This is a genomic window from Mucilaginibacter sp. PAMC 26640, assembly GCA_001596135.1.
Taxonomy (GTDB): domain Bacteria; phylum Bacteroidota; class Bacteroidia; order Sphingobacteriales; family Sphingobacteriaceae; genus Mucilaginibacter.
In genome coordinates this window covers 252411-273381 of sequence record CP014773.1, presented here as the reverse complement: position 1 = coordinate 273381, position 20971 = coordinate 252411, and the positions used below count along the sequence as shown (strand labels likewise).

Here is a 20971-nt window from a genome sequence, read left to right as displayed (position 1 = left end):
GCAAAAAGGAGGGCCTCTTTAGGTTCGTAGCTATTTGGATCATAACGAGTAGGGTTGCTGCAGTAACGCTTTAGTTCGACATTAAGGGAAATGATGAAATAAAATCAATCAGAAAAACTTCGGAAGGAATGTTATAACCAGAAGAGTTTTAGCATAGTGCAAACGCTGTTAGGAGAGTGGTAACATTAAACACCAGTGGGGTTGTATTTAAAATGCCAGCAAAATCCCTTAATAATTTGCATAGCCATATTTAACTGGCCTTTAAAAAGGAATTTAATAACAGCTAATGGCATAGCTATAACCGTAAAGAAAAGGGTACTAATAAATCCCTTTATTCCAAAAATATTGCGGCGGATAAACAGTAAGCGGTTGCGGTTTTGATAGTAAACTTTTAAAAGGCTTGCCCTGCCTACACTCATAGACTCTTTGTGCAGAACCAACGATTTTGGCTGATACCACACCTCAAAACCGGCGCGCTGGGCATGTTCTGTAAAATCCAGTTCTTCATAGTATAGGAAGTACATTTCAGGCAGCAGGCCTATTTTATCAAAAACCTTTTTGTGAATAGCCATGGCAGCGCCGTGCGCAAGGTGGGTTTTCATAGGCATATCAAATTGGCCGTTATCCTTTTGGCCCGATCCAATAAATTGTCCACGAGCCGTAAATGGGTTAATAGCTGTGCCACCAGCGTATTGAATGATTTCCGGCGAGTGGTAGTACCTTATTTTTGAACTAATAATTCCGATTGATCTATTCGATTCGAATAGTTCCACAACGGGTTGGATAAAATCCGGAGCAACTTCAGTGTCGTTATTTAACAGGAAAATGATTTCGCCTGTTGCTGCTTCTATTCCTCTATTATTGCCCCCGGCGAAGCCCTCATTGACATTGTTTTGTATGAAAATAATAGCCGGAAATTCAACTGCAAGATGAGCGGCATTGGTAATAGAAGCATTATCCACTACAATAATTTCAATATTTGGATAACTTACCCACTGCAACGATAACAGTAGTTGAGAAGTTACTTCGCTTGTGTTGTAATTTACCGTGATAATTGACACCAATGGCAGGCCTTCCATATTTTGCATAATTATTTTATTTCCGATAATACTGATGGTTATTTAGCTTTCTTATCCCAACGATAAGCAAGGTATATAAAGCCAAGGCTCATGAAACCAACTATACCGCTTGGTGCCTGGCCCATGATCTGGTTACCGTAACTTGCAAACGCTATTCCCACAAATCCCGATAATAATGCCATAGCCATTTGCCGCAGCATCTTATCGTTATTCATCTTAAATATTAATACAACGCCGGTAATTATAAATGTGAACACCATTGCCAAATGAATATAAAGGCCAACTATACCCGTTTCGGCCCATATTTTAACGTACCAACTATCGGTAGGTGTTTCAGCCAAGAACGTCCCGGGGCTAAATCGTTGCCCCCAGGATCCGGCTGACCCAATTCCGCCGCCGATAGGTCGGGTTGCAAGATAGGCCTTGAATTTCTTTTGATTTTCTATCCGCACCTGCAGAGATGGGTCGTTCGGGTCCAAAGCGCTTCGCATCCGCTGAACCTGGTAGTTACCGGCACCTGCATTGGTGAATTTTAGCAGGCAAAATAATATCACCACAACACCAATCCCTACCGATAGTATTTTGAAGTTTTTTGTTAGAAACAAGTAGACCATTATCCCGGAAAGGGGCACAAATAACGCCCCTCTTGTGCCTGAAATGGCCATTCCCCAAAAGAAAAAGATCGTTAAAAACCAGTATAGTAATTTGGTTTTAAATCGATGCGGACCAAAGGAAAGTATAAGGCAAATTAAAGATATGTGGCCCATGGCAGCACCAAACTGGCCTGCATCTGAATAAAATGAAAATGCCCGCAGTCGGCCAAAAAGAACATGTGTTTTATATGCGCCGGCATCCAGCCAGAGTTGTTCGTAATGGTTTACGCCAAGGTATAATTGTTTCATTGCCCACAAACAGGCAATTGCCGACCAGATGATCCACACCTTAAAAAACATTTTAAGTTGATTAGGTTGATTAAGCAGTAGTATGGTTAATATCATCAGCTGTATCATATACAGCGAAACGCCCCTGACGGCGTAGAACCAAGCCAGAGCGCTACGCGATTCTGGATTGATGAGTTCAAAAATTGTAAATGCGGTCCATACACTTATGGCGTATACAAACGGATTTTTAAGGTAAATGGTGTCTCTTCTACGTGCCTTGGTCAACGCAGCAATTAGTGTTATGAGCAGCAACACATCTATTGATAAACCGAACGGCGCAGTGGAGTAACGAATACTGCCATTAATGAAAAAGCCAAAATTCAGAACGGTGTACAAGCCAATCTGCGGTTTTTTGAATACAAGGGCGATGTACAGTATTGCAAAGGGTAGTGCGATCAACACGGCTGCACCAGCAAATTCTGCTTTGGCTATGATCCAGCCTAATACAACCGCTACACCCGCAATTACCAGGGCCTGTATTTCCCAAAAATCAGATAGTTTTTTGGTGCTTGTCATAAGGGTAATGGTTTGTTTCTTAAACTATTTATAGAGCCAAGCACACCTTCCTGCCAAAATAATCTACCCGTAAACGCGCCAAGAATATCCTTCAATTGTATCCAGCCTATAATTATACCCGCTAAAAATGTTAAGGTTGATGCCGCCGCCACCCCGTAAACGCCCAAACCTATTTGTAAGGCAAATACATCTAAACCTATATTAGTGATAAGCATCAAACCTACCTTAATCGTGTTCTTTTTTGGCCTGTTACCTGCATCAAGTAACATCCCGCAATAGCGATCGATAGGGATTAAAGCGGCGTAAAAACAAAATATTTGGAGTAACTGCGCACTTTCTTTGTATTTGGCCCCGCCAAGCAAATTGACTATAAAATTGGGAAAGGCAAAAAACAGAACGATCAAGGGAATGATCATGGCGGTTAAAAGGCCGCACTGGCGGTAAAAAAATGAGCGTAGTTCCTGAATTTTACACTGCTGCCATAGCGAGGTTGCATTTGGTATAGCCACCGAAGCAAACGACCTGACAGGAATTTCAATAGCTTCGATTAGTTTTTGGGGGATGGAATAGACAGCTACCGCTGCGGGACCAAGCCAAAAGGCAATGATAAATTGATCTGAACTGCGGAGCAGGCTTGCTGTCACCATGGTGATCATGCTGTATTTGCCGAAATTTGAAAGTTCTTTACGCTCTTTGGATAGGTTTGTTTTCCAGGTGCCCATGGCTAACCAGCCGAATGCTATTCCTACTATCCCGGCTAAAAGCTGTAGCGCGGCGTACAGTAAAACCACGTTTTCAATGTTCAAATGCAACAGCATTTGAACCAATAGCAAACCAGTAAACGCCAGGGGAAAGACCAGCCGGATAGCAGCCAGTTTTTTAAACATTTTTTTAGCCTGTAATTGCCATTGTAGCAATTGATAAGGCAGGGCCGCAACCAGCCAAAGCAGCGTGAATTTTCGGGCTAAAATAAAGGCATTGTTGTCTGCCTTCAAAAAAAACATCAGTGGCAAACCCAATACTGCAAAAATCAGTGTAAAAAACAACAAGAGTTGCCATGATGCCGCTATTAACTTTAACTGGCTTTGTTTATCAGTAGCAACTACATAGTAGCGCACAAATGGCGTTTGCACCCAGCCGCTGCGCAACAACTCTAAAACGGTATAAACGGTTAGCAGCATAAACCATTTACCAGCATCGTCCTTAGAAAACAAGCGCGCAATCAATGCCAGGTTTACAAAACCAAGCAAAGCCGTTATGCCGTTAGATAAAAGCGACCACGATGCGTTACTCTTGACTATCTTTTTGATCATGACAGTTGGTTTTGGTGATAGGCAGCCCTGTGTAACTCAATATAATCCTGCAACTGGTATGCTCGAGCGCTCCAGTCAGCTTTTTGCGCAACTTCAATCCTTTTTTTTACCTGTTTCTCCTCTGTATCAATCAATGCTAAAGCTAATTGTCGTTCAAAAAGAATAGCGTTGTTAGCTACATAAACCACCTCATCAGCCTCACCAATAGATGCAAACGGAGTCATAACAACGGGTAGCCCTACAGCCAGGTATTCGTTTGCTTTTAACGGGTAAATGGCAGCGGTGAGCTTATTGCACACGTAAGGTATCATACCTGCGTCCATACTGCTTAACACTATTGGGATTTCCTTAGCGGGCACGGCCGGCAGAAAAAGAACGTTGCTGTGTTGCCCTAAGCGGTGTACAATTGCCGGCTCAAACACTTTACCAATAAAAACAAAGTTTACATTTTGCATTGCCTGTATTACGGCGTCTAACAGGTTTACATCTAACCTGTCATCGATAGAGCCTGTATAACCTACTATTTTCAAATGTCTATGTTCAGCAAGGCGATAGTTGGCATGTCTGTTAAAATCAGCGAAATGGACACCATTATTTACAATCTCAATTGGAATATTCTTGTATTGCTTGCGAATTTTTAACTCGTTTGATGTTACAACTATCAAATTTGATTTTGTTGTATAATTAAGCTCCTCGGTACGTGCAAAACCTCGGAAATAGGGCACGTCTGTAAACTCATCATATGTATAAAGCACCTTGAAATCTACGCCTTTAATTTTCCAGTAGTTACCTAAAAATGTTTGGGAAGCGTTGAACTCTACGATATTGGCCATCTTAAGCTTTTCTATCGCACGGTTGATAAACCACCCGGTTAGCACCGCATTAATTTTATTAGCTACTTTGAATAGCGGATAGTAACCAATATTAAACGACGGAAACACCGGCGGCAACGAGAGAACGTATAGCCCGGTTTGTGTATCTCCGAACACTTTCTGTAACCGCTGTCGTATCCCCAATAATCGTTTCCACTCAAATTTCTTTTTCCCAAGCAGGCCTTTTATAAAATCCGAAATGGTATAAGGATAGTCAACATATAACACCAAATTCGTTTTTGCAAGGCATGTCATAAGTTCTACGGTAGAACGTAAATATTCCGCCTCCCATGCCGGTAATGCAAGGCACACAATATGGTTAATGCTGCGCTTTTGCATTATCGTAAATTTAGCGTTATAACCTTCTTCACTTTTTTCCGGAACCAGCTTCGTTCCTTAGGGATTTCGCCTATTATGCCAGCGAGGTTGTTTTCATCGGCATTGATTAATAAGCTGTAGAGTGACCCAGCAGGAAGCGTTTCTTTAATTTTGCCTACCACTTCCTTATCGGGGGGCAACCAGGTATCGTTAGCATCCACTACTAAAACACTCACAGCCGCGGCTTTAGCGATAGCAGCCGATAAACTATGCTGGCTGAGATTTGGAGCTAAATAAATAACAAGCTTGTACGCATCCAGGTTCTTGTTAATTAATTCGCCCGGGGTTTTATGATTTAGGTTGGCAACCACAGGGGTGTACACCGAATAGTTTTTTGCAGGTAGCGCATTATTAAAAATAGAATCATACTCGCTTGGAACTACCCAAAATATGCTGTTGAATAACGAAGCCAGCGTATTCTGCATCAACGCAATAATGTGCTTAGCGTAGATATTTGCTTTGGTAGTTAGGAAAGTTAACTGCGCTGTGTTCCCGTTTTCAATGGTGGAGTTTAAATTCGGAAGTATGGTGCTTATAAATTGCTCTGCGAGCATATTTTGGAGACGTTCTAAATAAGATGGAGCATTGCTGTTTTTATTAGCAATCAATATGCCGGCAAGTGGTAAACTAAGCTGTTTTTTTGCACGTGCAGGGGTCCGAATAGATGAATCCATCAATTCGCGCCCTACCACTGTCGAAATAACCATGATAACGCCAACAATAAAAGAAACAATAATCAGCAAGTTGCGCGTAGATGGCTGAGCCTTTAACGGGAAAAAAGGTTTATCCTGAATGGCAATATTTGCGTTGAGTGCCAAATTGCTTTGCCGTAGTTTGGCCAGTTCCAAACCATGCAATATGGATAGGAACTCCTTTTCATTAATGTCTATTTGCCGCTCCAGCCGCTTAAGTTTTGAACCCAGCGGGGCAAACTCATCAAAGTTTTTCAAATACTCTTGCCGCTGATTATTCAGTACTTTCAGGCCGGCTTCGGCTTTGCCACTACTTACCGCATTATCTACCCATTCTTGCATTAAATTAGTCCGGGGAACAGTTTCTAAAGTGTAATTAAGGTTATTGTATTCGGTTGATGCAGATTTGATGGAGTCTTCTAGATTGCGGGACCTGGCCGAAAACTCATCTATTTTAGCACTGTTATTAAAAATTTTGGCTCTCTCCAGCGCTGCGTTTACATCGCTCAGGTGTTGCCGCAAATTGATAATCGTTGTACTGTTTTTAATTTGCTTGTCGCGGGAGTTAAGTTTTTTTTCTACAAGTGCCAGGGCGTCTTTGCTGCCATTCTGAGCCATTTTTTGGCCGTATATCTCTTTGTCCAGTTGTTCTTTCGATTCTGATATATAGCGGGTTTGTTCATAATAGTTAATAATTCGGTTTTGTTGCCCAAACAATTTCAGCGAATCTTCAGAGCGCTGTAATTTGGCTTTTATTGCTGCTAACTGCGCTTCAAAATACTGTACGGCACTGTTTGTCTGATCGGTTTTTAAGCGCCGGTAATTGGCAACAAATATTTTGGTATGTATTTGTAAAGTACGCACGCAAACTGCAGGGTCCGTACAGTTATAAACTATCTGGATTATATCACTCGTGTTGATACGCGTAACAATGAGGTTAGATTTTAGGTCGTCAATATTGTAATAGGAGCCCGGCTGGTTTAAAATTTCTGAAATAATATTGCCGGGCTGCGATAGGTATACCTGGCTGATATAGGTGAAGATAGCTTCGGGAGTTTTGAGTTTCCGGCATTTTTCTAAAAGCTCCTTTCCGGCCATGATTCTCAAGCTTTCGAAACCTTCTGCGCTGAGTATTTTGGGATTGGACTTCGTTAAACTAAGATCCTCCGACAATAAATGCAAAGCTACTTCTGCTACCGTTTCTCGTGATTTTGCCGAAGCGAGTAAATTATCAAAGGCATTGTTTACTGCAAAGTAATCCAGCCGGTCATCCTCCGTACTGGTTATCGAATATCCGCTTGCAACGCCAGTGTAAAGTGTGGTTGTGCTGGTGTACTGTTTTTTTGCATGTCGGGTAAGTAAAAACACGGTTATTGCACAAATCACCGGGACCAGAACCAGCCACTTCAAATTCTGCAATAATAACTTTATGTAATGTATCAAACTCATTATTTCCGCATTATTTGTTGAAATGGTACACCTACAAGGGCCTCAACTTGATAGTAACTGATAGAAAATTCACGTTTAGCTTCTTCATAGTCTGCCCGTGCGTTCACTTCAAAAGATTTGAGACGCGAGAGTTCTACAATGTCGATAATCCCATCTTTAAACTGCTTTTGCGCAATACCTAACTGGTTTATTGCCGATTGCTTGGCTTCACTACGGATATTTAAAAGATTGTTGTAATACAACATGGAATAATAAAGTTGTATCAAGTTTTTTCTCAGTTCCTGTATCGTTTCGTCTTTTTTATTTACGGTAGAATTCAGCTGATATTTGTAAAGATTGACTCTCGATTTCCGCCCGACAAATTCATAAAGCGGCAAATTTATTTGGACCCCCACGCGGTAACCATTTGTAATGTTTGACGCCGCAAGGCTACCGGTGTTTTGGCTGTCAGATGTAACGATACTTTGATTTCCGGATGAATAATTCACGAAACCAACAATGTTGTTGGTCCATACCCGCTTACTAAAGTCTAATTGAGACTTGGCTGCATCTACCAAATCTGCCTGGAATTTTACGGAAGGAGAATGTAAAATGGCTATATCGATAATGCTATCCAAAGAGATCAATTGCGCCTGTAAATCTTTTTGTACATCCAGCGTTATGGTTTCGGGTGTATTTGGCGCAGGTTTGTTTTGTGCATTGCTGTACTGTATAGTAGTTAGCATTAATGCGCACATTAACAATTGCAATATTTTAGCCTGGTATGTAAACATTCTGTTTAATAAGTATTAACCTTTATTACTAATAGTTAAAAGCGTGCCAGCCTGCATTTTTGATATAAAATTCTGATAGTTAGCATCTTATATCTTAATTTCCTTTTTGTTCTTTCTATTTTATAGAAATATTCTAGTTTCTGGAATTTTGTAATTAATTATTGCGATAGCTTATGGACTCCCTCAGATTAAATACTTTTTCAATTTCAGAAAGAAATCATCCGGATTAAAAGGTTTGGTTATATAGTCCTGCATCCCCACAGTCATCACCTTTTCCCTCACATTGCTTGTTGCAGAAGCCGTCAGTGCAATAATGGGTGTGGTATGATCAAATTCTCTTATCTGTAATGTTGCCGCATAGCCATCCAATACAGGCATCTGTAAGTCCATCAAAATCATATCATAAGCTTTGTTTTTAACCATCTCTACCGCTATGGCGCCATTATCAGCAATTTCAACATGAGTGTTCCATCCTTCTAAAAGCTGGGTAGCATATAGCACATTAAACAGCGTATCCTCTACCAATAATATGCTTTTGCAGTTGAGGTCGTATGCGATGGGGGTTTGCGCCAGGTTAGCGGTGGCGTTATCATTATTCTTTTCAAGTTCAATCGTGAAGTAGAAAGTTGAACCTTCGCCAAATGCTGAAATAACATAAATTTCTGATTGCAATAAGTTAAGAATGCGCCTGGTAATTGCTAATCCAAGGCCCGTGCCGCCATATTGCCTTGTAATTGATGTTGAGGCTTGCGTAAAGGGCTTAAATATTTCCTGTAGCTTATCTTTTGCTATGCCAACGCCGGTGTCTGTTACAGAAAATCGTATCAGCGCAGTTAATTCTGTTACTTCACACAAATCAACGTTTATCGTAATCTTTCCTTTTGACGTGAATTTAACCGCATTAGAAACCAAATTATTTAACACCTGGCCAAGCCTCAGCACATCGCCAATAAAAGTGCGTGGAGCATTTTTATCAATCGTAAATATTATTTCTGTCTCCCGCTCTGCAGCTGCATTTTTATTGGCATCTACAATATCGGTTACCAATTTTTCAATGTTAAATGGCGCTTCTTCCAAATCTAACTTACCGGCCTCTATTTTGTTAAAATCAAGAATGTCATTGATCAGCACCAACAAGTTATCGGCGGAGGTTTTTAGCGTTTTAAGGTTGTCGACCTGATCCGGCCTCGGCTGGTTTTTTAACAACAAGTGGCCCATCCCCAATACGGCATTTAAAGGTGTACGTATTTCGTGGCTCATGATCGACAAAAATTCAGATTTAGCCAGACTGGCCTTTTCCGATTGTTCCTTCGCCAGCAATAGTTGCTGTTCGGTTTCCTTCCTTTTCGTTATCTCATCATTCAGCAGGTCCAAAATCTCCAAAACATCGTCATCATTTTCGCTTACCAATGCGTTATTTTCAGCCTTAATATGATTTAAAGTGGTCTTTAATTTTTGAATCAGCAGCTGCTTCAAGGCTGCTTCTTCTTTTAGCCGATTATTTATTTCTGCAAATTCCTGTTCACTTATTTGAAAAGCATGGTCAGATAGTTCTTTGTCTCTGTCGAAAGCTTTATAGGACTCATTAACCGCTTCTGTAAAACGCAAAAAATCAGGGTTAGCTCCCAAGTCATTATTTGAGTATTTATTAAGTTGTCTGGTTAAAAGTTTATGAATTGCCATCTCAATTTGTCTGTTCGGTAAAAGTTGTAATCGTCATGGTTTGGTTATGCAGCTCGCATTGTGCATTTGCGTTTAGTGGTGATATTTCGCCGTAAGAATAAAAGCCACTCAAAATTGTATCGCTGCCCAATATCTCTTTTATCGCCTCCACTTCTTCGTCTATACGCTTGCCCAGGATAAGTTTCCTGCCTACGCAGCTTATTAGTAGGGCAAATTGGGGTTTAGCCGCATCTATTTGCTGAAACTGTGTGATAACATTTACCGCCGCAAAAGTTGCCGCGTCGATAAGTTTATCAAAGTTGGCTTTCATAAAGCGCACGTATGACCCTTCCGGAATATCCCCCGCGAAAACCATGCTCTGCTCGTGGCTATCTATGGAGAGTATGGTACGCACTACACTGCTGTCAGTACCATCAAACCTTACGTAGAGGGGAAATAGTAAGGCGGAGCCCGGCAGATCTTTGGCGTATTGGCCAAGGTATTGTTTATAGAGCTCCAGGGCACTTTTATTATCAATTTCGAATAATCTGTTGGCAGATGATTTTGTAACCCGTTTTTCGGGGCCAAATATTTCCCAGCCGCCAAAAGAACTATGCCCAATCTTTAAATTTTTACCATAAAATGCTATGCCAACGATGTTACCTTCTTCCGGCCTACCATTTAACCCTACAACTGTAAAGTCGAAATTATCTGCATCGCCAGCCATGCCACCTGTAACGGGTATCTTATTAATATTTAGGTCTTCTATACCCTTAACCAGTTGGCTGCCATTAACCAGCCCCCCGTCTGATATTAATAATAAATAGGTGATATCAAAATCATTCAGCCTGGCAAAAAGCGCTTTCCCGGCATCATAACTATCGCGGTAGTTTTTAATGTTTAGCTGCAGCGTTCTTACTTTAGTGTTTTCAAATTCCATTGCTACAACAGATACGGTATCGTCATACACCGCATCGTCATATATCTCGCCTGAGGTGGAACAAATAACAATATCGCCATCAGGGTACTCTTTTTTTAAGGTATCGTAGATGTTGTCGTTAATAAGAACACCTTTACTACCAAACCCTAAAACAAGTAAATTTCCGTTACCTGTAGGTTCGTCTCCGGCACTTTTTACAAACGCCCCATTGTTGTACAGCTTTTGAGCCACTTTCATTTTCTGCTTTGTTTTTGTTAGTCGGGATATTCCTGCTTCATTTTTGCTACTACTTGCTCTACTAAATCTTCTGCATTCTCAAGCAATTTATGTAAGCCGGTATTTTCAACGCGATGATTACCAATATCTTCAATGCTTTTTACAATTCGTTTCAGATCATGGATGTTTAAATTCTCAACACTCGGTTTTAACTGATGAGCTGCCGCTGCCATCTGATCCATTTTGCCATCCTGATAGGCTGACACCATATCTTTTACTAATAGTGGAGTTTGCGTGCAGAAAATATCAACCATTCGTTTTACAAAAACTTCATTTCCGCGACTGATCTCCTTTAGTTTAGTTAACTCATATAGTGGTTGCTCATTTAATTGAATATAGCCTGCTGTTTTTTCTATTGGGGCATTTATCCATTTGCTTATTGTTTTTAAAAATTCTTCTTCTCTGAATGGTTTAGTGATGTAATCATTCATTCCGGCTTCAATACACCTGTCCCGTTCGCCTTTAATTGCTGCAGCGGTTAAGGCTATTATAGGAATAGGGGTATTTTTTTCACGCAACTGTTTTGTTGTCTCAAACCCATTTAAAACCGGCATCTGAATATCCATCAAAACCATATCCGGCTGGTGTTCATCAATCACGGCTAATGCTTCTTCCCCATTTTCGGCAGATAGTACGGTAGCTCCATAATTTTGCATAATAATGGTGGCTACCAGCCTGTTTAATTCATTATCATCTGTAACCAGGATTTTTTTACCTGAAAGTAATTTGTGGTCGAACTTTGAAGTCACTTTTTCCGGAAGGTCAGCCATTGTGCCTTTTTTGAAGTGGATCATCACTTTAATATTTGTGCCGATACCCTTGGTACTTGTGGCAGTAATTTCGCCATCCATCAACTCAACAAGCTCTTTGCAAATGCTCATACCCAAACCCGTTCCACCGTACTGCCTGGTAACAGACTCGTATTCCTGACTGAATTTGTCAAACAGCACTTTTACAAATGACTCGTCCATCCCGATCCCTGTATCTGTAATTTCGATGCTTATCAATTGCGATTCCGATTTGTCACTCACAAGTTTGCAACTAAGCGTGACAGAGCCCTGATCTGTAAATTTTACTGCATTTGTCATCAGGTTGAGCAAGATCTGATTGATACGGTAGGGGTCACCGATGAGCACTTTTTCAATTCCGCTGTCGATAGCGTCTGTGTGTAAAATGATCCCTTTTTCTTCGGCTTTGTGCGTGATAACTTGTTTCACATTATTCACAATATCGCTGAGTTGAAACCCGATATTTTCGAAACTTAATTTGCCTGCCTCTATTTTCGACAAGTCGAGAATGTCATTGATAATAACCAGTAAATTCTCTGAGGCGGACAAAATAGTGTTTAAATAAAAGTGCTGTTGCGGAAGCAGCTGCGTTTTTGCCAACTGGTTGCTCATACCCATGATAGCGTTCATCGGCGTGCGAATTTCATGGCTCATATTAGCCAGAAACGAATCTTTTGCTTGAGCCAATTGCTCTGCTTTTGTACGTGCCGCAACCAACTCAACTTCCTGTATTTTTTGATCTGTGATATCCAGGTGTATCCCTATTGAACCAACCAACTCACCTTTGTCATTATACCTAGGGGCGCCACTAACCAGCCACCATCTTTTATTTCCAAATTTATCATTGGCCTCCAATTGGTATGCATCAGCAACCCCGCTTTTTCTTATTTCCTTTTTCTGGTCGATTATTTCAGCACTTTTTTCAGCTAATAGTAATTTAGAGGCATCAGCGCCGGTAAGTTCTGCTTGCGTATAACCGCTCATGTTGCAGAAGCTTTGGTTTGCATAAGTCACCTTGCCTTCGTTATCAACTTCTAAAAGACCCAGATTCATATTAGCAATTATGCTGCGATATTTTTCTTCGTTAGCTCTTAATGCATTTTCAGTATTTTTTCTTTCAGTAATATCATTGATAAATCCAGTGAAAACCGTTGAGCCGGATTGAGAAACATATGAAAATGAAGAGTGTACCGAATGCCATCTCGGTTTTTGACCTGGTACGTACAATATGGCCTCGTCGTAAAAGGGTTCCAGTGTTTGTCTACAATGAGCATTCTTTTTAATAATCCTTTCCCGATCATCAGGATGGATAAATTGCAAATAATCAGCAAATCTGTCTGGGGTAATGCCAAAAATGCGTTCGATTGCGGGGCTTATGTAATTAAAACCCTCCGTTCCATCTTTTTTAAATTCATATTCATAAACCACTCCCGGGATGTTTTCTGAGAGTGATTTAAACTGTTTTACCCTTTGCGCTAATTCAATTTCGGTTTGTTTAATTGATGTAATGTCGGTGTGGGTCCCAATGGTTTTTAACGGTTGGCCATCCTCAGTTCTCTCTAAAACTATTCCTTTATCTAATACCCATTTTATAGACCCATTTTTGTCTAAAATTCGATATTCCAGATTATGGGATGAAATGGCTCCTGCTTTGTATTGTTCATAGTTATGCTTTAACAGCGGCAAATCGTCTTTATGAACGCTTATCCACCAGCCCATTCCATCAACGGTGTTGCTTGCATCATAACCCCATAGCTCATCAGTAGATTTGTAAAATTGCGTTTTCCCGGTATGGAAATTGTGTTCCCAAACATTATCACCAATTTTCTCGAGGGCAAGTTTAAAACGGTCTTCAGATTGTTTTATTAAGTTTTGGATCTCTTTTTCTCTGGTAATGTTTTCTTCTACCGCAAAAAAAGCAACTACTTCATCGTTGTCGTTTCTTATTGGTTGCCCTTGTATTCTGAGCCAATATCCCTTTCCAGATTTTGTATAATTAAATATATCTGTTTGAAAGGGCAAAGATTTTGAAATCTGATTTTTCAAGTATTTGACCGTAGTTTTATCGGTACCGGCTCCCTGTAAAAGATGGCCGGGTTTAAGTCCAATAGCTTCTCCTGGCTCATACCCGGTCATTTTGGTAAAGCTTTTGTTTACCCACGTAATGACGCCCCGGTTATCGGTAATAATAACGGCATTGATGTTGTTCTCTGCGATTTGAGATAGTACTTTAAGCTGTTCTTCCCTTTTTTTTTCCCAGGAAATATCTTCCACAATAGCAAAATATTGCATGTCGCCGGTGTCGGTTTTATAACTCTGCCCGCGAACGCGCGCTACAAACCATGATCCATCTTTACGATAATGAATTAATTCCTTGTCGAAAGAATCGGTAACACCTATTGCCTCACTGATTTTGTTAATTACATGATCATCTGTTAACGGTCCGCGGCAAAAATCAAGGGTCGATTTGCCAATAACTTCTTCCAGGTTATATCCGGTGAGTTTGCAGAAACTATCATTTGACCACAGTATTTTGCCTTTGCTATCGTTAAAAATAACGCCATTTTCATTTGCGCTGGCTACTAAAGATAAACGGATAAGTTGTTCCTCGTTTTTTTTCGACTGAGTTATGTCACGGCCATAAGCATTGAAATAGTCTTCGTTAGGTATAGATCGGCATATAAAAGCAAACACACGCCCATTAGCTTCTATCTCGAAGCTGAAATGATCTGACGTGTAATTTTTTTCTTCTGAAAAATTAACCCAGAAACTTTCAATTGTAGATGTTCTTCCATTATAAGTTACAAATTCTAATTCCTTTGCTGCGGGGTTGCGCATAATTATTACACCCCGTAAACTAATACAGAAAAGGGGATCGGGATTTTGAAATGCAAGAAGCGCTAAATCCTTAGATTTTTTATCACTTGTCAAATTCATCTCGGTTAGGTTTAACTCCGTGTCATTGTCAGATACTGCGTAGCATTGCATTAGATTTCAGTTTTTAATAAAACAGAAATCTAATAGTAAAAAATCAAGCCAAATATAAATTAATGCATAAATGCTTGATCTGTAATTATTTGCATAAATTAATAACTTTAGTTATTCTAAGTTTTAGAAAAAATTCTAATTTCTGGAATTTTGAGTTTCTTATGTTAATTCACCATCCTGCATCATTTTGTAAATTGTGCTTTTACCTATATCCAAAGTTTGCGCAGTGGCGGCTATATCGTCGTTGTTTTTTTTCAGGTAATATTTAATAATATCACGTGTATAAGCTTTCAGTGTTTTTTGCTCAAATAAAAACTCATTCTCCCTTTTTATTGAATTAAAAGTGATATCGTCCGCCTGTAATTCATTGTTTTCGCACATTACAACCGCTAATTCTATAATAGCCTTTAACTCGCGTATATTACCAGGATAGCTATATTTTAATAGTTTGGCTTTTGCATTAGGCATTATCGAGATAGCGCCTAATTTATTTTGGCGTGCAAAATCGTCAACAAAATGTTTGGCCAGGATCAATACATCGTTATTACGGTCTCTCAAGGCTGGTAAATCAATAGGTAGTCCCATTAATCTGTAATACAGATCTTCTCTGAAGAGATTGTTTTTTACTTTATCTGCTAAATTTTGATGAGTTGCCGTAATCAGGCGTATATCCAGCTTTATTTTTTCGTTCCCACCAACGCGCACTACTTCACGTTCTTGTAAAACCCGTAACAATTTACTTTGAACACTAAGTTCGAGTTCTGCTATCTCATCCAAAAAAATTGTCCCACCGTTGGCGTCTTCAAACTTACCGCTCTTGCGTGCCAGCGCCCCGGTAAAGGCGCCTTTCTCATAACCAAATAATTCGCTTTCTATCAGCTCTTTTGGTATTGCAGCCATATTGACCGGTACAAATGCACCCTTCCTACGATCGCTATTATAGTGAATTGCTTTAGCCACAAGCTCTTTTCCAGTTCCAGTTTCTCCTGTAATGGATACGTTAATATTGGTTTTGGTGGCCTTTTCCATCATGGAAAAAACTTTTTTTAGCGAGTCACTCTGACCAATAAGCGTTTTTTCAAATGAAAATTTTTGCCTAAGCTCTTCTTTTAAATGTATTACCTCATTTTTTAAAGTTTGGGTTTCTCTAATTCGGGAGATACTGTTCCACAGCAATTCCTTTGTGGCTTCATCCTTTACAACATAATCCCGAACCCCCATTTTTAACAGATCAACCGCTACTTTAATATCCTGCTGTGAACTAACTACGATCACGGGTATCGTTCCGTTTATCTCGATGATTTTTTTATAAAGTTTATCACCGGCCATATCTGGTAAGGAGAAATCTATAGTTATAAGATCCGGCTGCTGGTATAAGTTATCCAGCAGCGCCTTGCCGGTTTCAAAGCGGGTTATTTTATAGTCTGGGTTTAAACTAAAATGGTACTCCAGGATCTCTCCATACCATTTATCGTCTTCTACTATAAATATGTTGTAAATACTCATGCCGCTATCTATTCTGGTAGGTTTATAATGCTATACGAGAACAATTTGTAAAAGTTGTGACAAGTTAAACTAATAGCCGAACTTATTTATCATCTAATATAAAAATTAGAAAAATTTCTATAATTTGGAGAATAAATATATTTAACTAGCTGATATTGAATATGGTAAGATAGTGGCACATAAGTGGTCTATAGCATTTCATAATTAATAATAAAAACTTAAAATTATGATGCTTGCACCAACATTTGAAAATTGTAACCAGGAAGTTTACGGCAAAGCCAGGCTTAAAATAGCTGTAGAAGTTCAACGTGTTTTCAGGCCTCGTAAACACGGGATGGACATAGTTGCACAAGAGCTCTTGAAGCGCTTGCCATTAACTGATGATCATATAGACTATCATGTAATGGTTAAAAGTGATAGTGATAAATGCATAGCAACAATTCCGCATAGAATTGTTCACACGTTAATAAAAGCACCTTATATGATATGGGAGCAATACCTGCTGCCAAGGGCCTGTAAAAAAATCAAGGCCGATATCTTGCATTGCACTGCAAACACAGCGCCGCTGAATTCAGATCTGCCACTGATTCTTACGCTGCACGATGTTATTTTTTTAGAAGAAAATAATGGAAAAACGAACAGCAATCTGTATCAGCGCCTTGGCAACATTTATCGTAAAATGCTAGTAACACGTATAGCAAAAAAAGCAATGAAAATAATAACCGTTTCAGAATTTCAAAAAGCACTTATTATCGAGAAACTTGGAATAAGCGAAGAAAAAATCCAGGTGATTCATAATGGGGTTGACGAACGTTTTTTTAATAAATGTTCAGCTAACGAACTTAAAAATACCTTAGATTGCTATGGTTTAAAAAGAGGATACTTATTTTTTATGGCCAACACAGATCCGCGCAAGAATACTACCGGGGTTTTAAGAGCCTACGCGAAATTACTAAGGATCAATTCTTCTGCACCAAACTTGTTAATTAAAGGCATAAGCGCTCAGCAGTTGCATCAAATGCTAAAAAAAGAAAACCTGTTGAACCTGTCATCACGTATAGATGTGATAAAATATGTGCAGCAGGCAGATCTACCTGCTATTTACCAGGGCGCCAGCATGCTATTGTTTCCATCATTTAGTGAAGGGTTTGGCTTGCCAATAGTAGAAGCGATGGCAAGCGGCACGCCGGTAATAACATCTTCCATATCCTGCATGCCCGAAATTGCCGGCGAGGCAGCAATCCTGGTAAATCCCTATGATCCTTGCGCTATTGCCACTGCGGCGTACCAAATATTAAACTTTCCGTTACTTGGCTACAGGTTAGCACAACAGGGTAAAGAGCGCGCTAAATTATTTAGCTGGGACGCCGCCACGGCTAAAACAATAGCAATTTATCACGAGATTGAGAAAGCTATTTAATACGATGAAAATAATCGAAAAATTAAAAAATAAGGTATTGGTGCTGGGCAACGATTATTACGCCCGGGCGCCACAAACAAAAACCGAATACTTAAACGTTTATTGGGTGCTGTTTAAAGCCGTTTTAAAAGGCATATGGGATATACCTAATGCAGCCTGGCGGCTACGCCAATGTACAAAAGGGAAATTAGTTACTGTAAAAGGGCGCTTAAAAGTTAATGCAAAAGGAAAGATCATTATAGGAGATGGCTGCCGCATTTGGGCTCAAACCGGCCACACCTTGCTTTCTGCCGGGCCAAGAGCAACTATAGAAATTGGCTGTGACACTTTCATAAATACCGGCGCAAATATTTCGTCACGGAAATTCATAAAAATTGGTAGTGGTTGCCATATTGCCAACGAAGTAATCATGATGGATGACGACTTTCATGACGTTGCCGGGAGAGACAAAAGATCTGGCGCCGAACCTATTATTATTGGCGATAAGGTATGGCTGGCTACGAGGTGTATGATTTTAAAAGGTGTAACAATAGGAGAGGGTGCGGTAGTAGCGGCGGGGGCTGTGGTAACTAAAGATGTTGCACCTTATACCTTGGTGGGTGGTGTGCCAGCCAAGTTCATTAAAACAATTCAAAAACAAGTTTAACCTTTACAGTGATGACGATCAAAGCAAAAATAAAATCAAGCGTACGCTTAAAAAGTATTGCACATAAGCTGTTGGTTACTAATGCCAAGCCCCGCTTATGGGTTCGGTGGTTTGCCGCTCCGTTTTTTCATAAAAGGGGTAAAAACTCAGAAATTTGTAAAAGCACGAGAGTTGACATTTTTCCTTTCCACCCGTTTTCATTAGGTGCAAATTCAACCATTGAGGACTTTTGCACAGTTAACAACGGCGTGGGCGAAATTACCATTGGGCATGATACGCGTATTGGTTTAGGAAGTGTTTTAATAGGCCCCGTAATTGTTGGCAACCAGGTAATTATGGCACAAAATATTGTATGCAGCGGGTTAAATCATAGCTATCAGGATATTTCGGTCCCCATTCGCCTGCAGAAGGTGACAACCGCCCCGATTGTTATTGAAGATGAGGCTTGGATTGGAGCAAACGCCGTGATAACTGCCGGCGTAACTATTGGCAAACATAGTGTTGTAGCCGGCGGAGCGGTAGTTACAAAAAATGTCCCGGCATATTGCGTTGTGGCCGGCAACCCGGCAAAAATTTTAAAACGCTATGATTTTGAAACTTGCGAATGGATAAGAGTTGATCGATAACGTACGCGCCGGTTTATCAGCGTATCATATATAATGCTACCACAATCAGTGTTCATAAGCTTACAAGACAGTGTTCAGCCCATCTAACTATATAGACTAGTATTTCCTTTTTTACCAAAGCTATTCTGTTAATGTAGTCTAACCAGCATCATTCAACCTGGAAAAAATGCCTTGCTTTAAGACCTGCAAATTCCACCTATCAGCATTACAGATTATAGTCTAGTAGTTCAACCAATCTTTTCGCTTGAGCTTATCATTTTAACACATCAGGGACTATTTATAAATATTTTCAATAAAAAATTTTCTCGTGGTTACATAAGGTTAATTGGGAATGACTAATAATAAAATTTAAATCAATTTATTATGAAAAAGTCATTTTTAACTCTTGCGCTCGCCGCAATCACATTTGCTTCTTGCCAAAAAACAGCTGGTATCTCACCAGCTTCTTCTACTCCGGAAGCTAGTACCCTGGCCGCTAAACATGATGGTGCGGATGACCTTATTAACCACGATGCCAATGACGACAATTTACCTAAGAACAGTGGTGTGGATGATGGTGTGAAACACGATGCCAACGATGATAATCAGGCTAAACACAGCGGTACCGACGATAAAAAGATCAATGTGCCTGCCAAAGTCATGCTTTCATTCAATAAATTATTTCCGGGCAGCACCGTTAGAGAATGGAAATTCACCAGCGATTCCTTATACAAAGTTCATTTTACAAAAATGGGAATTGCTTACGAAGCTTCTTTCAAAGCTAACGGAACACTTGTAAAGGTGCAAAGGGCTAAATAAAAATGAGAATGGCCGTTTACTAAAGCTTGTACTAATTACAGGCTTTAGTAAATTGTGGCCATTTAGCTGAATAATTAATGAGAAAAAACTGTACATAACAAACCGTCTTTTGCGCTGCTGAGACTGCCAGTTTACATAGGCTGAACTTAATAAGGCGAAATAATTAACGGGGTATAATTCCTATTCAGATTGATGGTATTGTAACCATAAAAGTAGAGCCCTCGCCAAGAACAGAATCTACCTCTATTTGCCCATTTAGTTTGGTTAACGCGCTTTTAACGTTGTACAAACCCAAGCCAGATCCTACCTCCACTGATTTGGATCTATAGAAAAGTTTAAATATCTCTTCAATATGGCTGGAAATAATGCCTACTCCCGTGTCTTTAATGCAAATTTTGGCTGTACTATGCTTAACCTCTATCATCACCTCAACGGATTTATTATTACTGTTTCGGTTTTGATACTTAAAAGCGTTGGATAGCAGGTTGTTTAAAATTAGTAACAAAAGCATCTTGTCGCTTCTAAACACCTCGCTAATATGTGTTGTGATATTAAATGCTACACTATTTGTTTGGGCAATTACGTTGAAGATCGCTTTTAATTCACCCGCTATTATATTGAAATCAATTTCTGATATTTTTAATTCCCCTCTTTGCAAACGATAATAGTCATGCATGCTAAGAACATAAGCATCCATTTTATTCACAGACTTTTTCATCAGCGACATCATGTTTCTAATCTCCGCTATATCGTCAATCTCATGGGCGAGATTGATTGCTCCTAAAATCCCTGATAATGGCCCTCTGATATCATGGCTGACACTATAGGCGAACTTATTCAATTCAGCATAGGCACGCTCTAATTCCTGGTTTTTTATAGAAAGCATTGAGTTAGCCAGGTAGAATTTGCTAGCCTCAGAGATTGCCCCGCGTATCTCGGCTTCATTCCATGGTTTTTTTACAAACCTGAATATATTACCCTTGTTGATCGCATCGATAATTTCTTCAACATCAGTAAAAGCAGTAATCATAATACGCACAGGAAGCGGGTACTTTATAATTATTTCTTCAAAAAAGTCGATACCAGTTATGCCCGGCATGCGTTGATCACAAAAAATGATGCTGATTTCAGGGTTGGCCTCCAACAGTTTCAACGCTTCCGGCACGTTGACCGCCGTTAAAATCCGGTAATCCATCCGGAAAGATGCTTTGAAGCCGACAAGGTTATTATGCTCATCATCCAGGTAAAGGATAGTTATTTTTTCCGGCACGTCTGTTAAATTAAAAGCGATATTACAATTTACGATTG

15 protein-coding genes are annotated in these 20971 nt (G+C 39.9%); 4 read left to right on the top strand and 11 right to left on the bottom strand.

Annotated elements, in window-relative coordinates; genetic code table 11:
* Window positions 1-185: 185 nt before the first annotated feature.
* The 10 genes from A0256_01225 to A0256_01180 all read right to left on the bottom strand — a co-directional run bounded on the left by A0256_01225 (window position 186) and on the right by A0256_01180 (window position 16173).
* Window positions 186-1088 (bottom strand): hypothetical protein, encoded by a 903-nt coding sequence (locus A0256_01225; protein ID AMR30134.1) that lies wholly within the window; start codon window positions 1086-1088, stop codon window positions 186-188.
* A gap of 29 nt (window positions 1089-1117) precedes the next feature.
* Window positions 1118-2536, bottom strand: a complete 1419-nt coding sequence (locus A0256_01220) for a hypothetical protein (GenBank protein ID AMR30133.1) — start codon at window positions 2534-2536, stop codon at window positions 1118-1120.
* Window positions 2533-3849: a hypothetical protein gene (locus A0256_01215; protein AMR30132.1), complete on the bottom strand. Its 1317-nt coding sequence runs from the start codon at window positions 3847-3849 to the stop codon at window positions 2533-2535. The genes A0256_01220 and A0256_01215 overlap by 4 nt, the downstream gene beginning before the upstream one ends.
* Window positions 3846-5060 (bottom strand): hypothetical protein, encoded by a 1215-nt coding sequence (locus tag A0256_01210; protein ID AMR30131.1) that lies wholly within the window; start codon window positions 5058-5060, stop codon window positions 3846-3848. Before A0256_01210 ends, A0256_01215 begins: the two co-directional genes overlap by 4 nt.
* A complete protein-coding gene (locus A0256_01205) occupies window positions 5060-7240 on the bottom strand; it encodes a hypothetical protein (protein ID AMR30130.1) in 2181 nt (726 codons plus the stop codon). Before A0256_01205 ends, A0256_01210 begins: the two co-directional genes overlap by 1 nt.
* A complete protein-coding gene (locus A0256_01200) occupies window positions 7240-8013 on the bottom strand; it encodes a hypothetical protein (GenBank protein ID AMR30129.1) in 774 nt (257 codons plus the stop codon). The genes A0256_01205 and A0256_01200 overlap by 1 nt, the downstream gene beginning before the upstream one ends.
* A gap of 183 nt (window positions 8014-8196) precedes the next feature.
* Window positions 8197-9696 carry a hypothetical protein gene (locus tag A0256_01195; GenBank protein ID AMR30128.1) on the bottom strand — a complete coding sequence of 500 codons (1500 nt, stop codon included), beginning with the start codon at window positions 9694-9696 and terminating at the stop codon, window positions 8197-8199.
* A 1-nt stretch (window position 9697) separates the two neighbouring features.
* Entirely contained in the window at window positions 9698-10852 is a 1155-nt protein-coding gene (locus A0256_01190; GenBank protein ID AMR30127.1) for a histidine kinase, read from the bottom strand.
* A 17-nt stretch (window positions 10853-10869) separates the two neighbouring features.
* Window positions 10870-14667 carry a hypothetical protein gene (locus A0256_01185; protein AMR30126.1) on the bottom strand — a complete coding sequence of 1266 codons (3798 nt, stop codon included), beginning with the start codon at window positions 14665-14667 and terminating at the stop codon, window positions 10870-10872.
* 159 nt (window positions 14668-14826) lie between these two features.
* Window positions 14827-16173, bottom strand: coding sequence for a regulator (locus A0256_01180; GenBank protein ID AMR30125.1), 1347 nt, complete (start codon window positions 16171-16173; stop codon window positions 14827-14829).
* A gap of 226 nt (window positions 16174-16399) precedes the next feature.
* Here A0256_01180 and A0256_01175 point away from each other — a divergent pair, with 226 nt between their 5' ends.
* The 4 genes from A0256_01175 (at window position 16400) to A0256_01160 (ending at window position 19663) form a co-directional block, all read left to right on the top strand.
* Window positions 16400-17593: a hypothetical protein gene (locus A0256_01175; GenBank protein ID AMR30124.1), complete on the top strand. Its 1194-nt coding sequence runs from the start codon at window positions 16400-16402 to the stop codon at window positions 17591-17593.
* 280 nt (window positions 17594-17873) lie between these two features.
* Complete coding sequence (locus A0256_01170; protein AMR34388.1) at window positions 17874-18239, top strand: hypothetical protein; 366 nt, start codon at window positions 17874-17876, stop codon at window positions 18237-18239.
* A gap of 11 nt (window positions 18240-18250) precedes the next feature.
* Window positions 18251-18865: an acetyltransferase gene (locus tag A0256_01165; GenBank protein AMR30123.1), complete on the top strand. Its 615-nt coding sequence runs from the start codon at window positions 18251-18253 to the stop codon at window positions 18863-18865.
* A 363-nt stretch (window positions 18866-19228) separates the two neighbouring features.
* Complete coding sequence (locus tag A0256_01160) at window positions 19229-19663, top strand: hypothetical protein (protein ID AMR30122.1); 435 nt, start codon at window positions 19229-19231, stop codon at window positions 19661-19663.
* 184 nt (window positions 19664-19847) lie between these two features.
* On the opposite strand, the gene A0256_01155 is transcribed toward A0256_01160, so the two are convergent.
* Window positions 19848-20933 carry a hybrid sensor histidine kinase/response regulator gene (locus A0256_01155; protein ID AMR34387.1) on the bottom strand — a complete coding sequence of 362 codons (1086 nt, stop codon included), beginning with the start codon at window positions 20931-20933 and terminating at the stop codon, window positions 19848-19850.
* Window positions 20934-20971: the final 38 nt, after the last annotated feature.

What these genes read in the sequence shown, in the direction of transcription:
- A0256_01225 (AMR30134.1), bottom strand. Translation starts at nt 1,088, where the DNA reads ATGCAAAATATGGAAGGCCTGCCATTGGTGTCAATTATCACGGTAAAT.
- A0256_01220 (AMR30133.1), bottom strand. Translation starts at nt 2,536, where the DNA reads ATGACAAGCACCAAAAAACTATCTGATTTTTGGGAAATACAGGCCCTG.
- A0256_01215 (AMR30132.1), bottom strand. Translation starts at nt 3,849, where the DNA reads ATGATCAAAAAGATAGTCAAGAGTAACGCATCGTGGTCGCTTTTATCT.
- A0256_01210 (AMR30131.1), bottom strand. Translation starts at nt 5,060, where the DNA reads ATGCAAAAGCGCAGCATTAACCATATTGTGTGCCTTGCATTACCGGCA.
- A0256_01205 (AMR30130.1), bottom strand. Translation starts at nt 7,240, where the DNA reads ATGAGTTTGATACATTACATAAAGTTATTATTGCAGAATTTGAAGTGG.
- A0256_01200 (AMR30129.1), bottom strand. Translation starts at nt 8,013, where the DNA reads ATGTTTACATACCAGGCTAAAATATTGCAATTGTTAATGTGCGCATTA.
- A0256_01195 (AMR30128.1), bottom strand. Translation starts at nt 9,696, where the DNA reads ATGGCAATTCATAAACTTTTAACCAGACAACTTAATAAATACTCAAAT.
- A0256_01190 (AMR30127.1), bottom strand. Translation starts at nt 10,852, where the DNA reads ATGAAAGTGGCTCAAAAGCTGTACAACAATGGGGCGTTTGTAAAAAGT.
- A0256_01185 (AMR30126.1), bottom strand. Translation starts at nt 14,667, where the DNA reads ATGCAATGCTACGCAGTATCTGACAATGACACGGAGTTAAACCTAACC.
- A0256_01180 (AMR30125.1), bottom strand. Translation starts at nt 16,173, where the DNA reads ATGAGTATTTACAACATATTTATAGTAGAAGACGATAAATGGTATGGA.
- A0256_01175 (AMR30124.1), top strand. Translation starts at nt 16,400, where the DNA reads ATGATGCTTGCACCAACATTTGAAAATTGTAACCAGGAAGTTTACGGC.
- A0256_01165 (AMR30123.1), top strand. Translation starts at nt 18,251, where the DNA reads ATGACGATCAAAGCAAAAATAAAATCAAGCGTACGCTTAAAAAGTATT.
- A0256_01160 (AMR30122.1), top strand. Translation starts at nt 19,229, where the DNA reads ATGAAAAAGTCATTTTTAACTCTTGCGCTCGCCGCAATCACATTTGCT.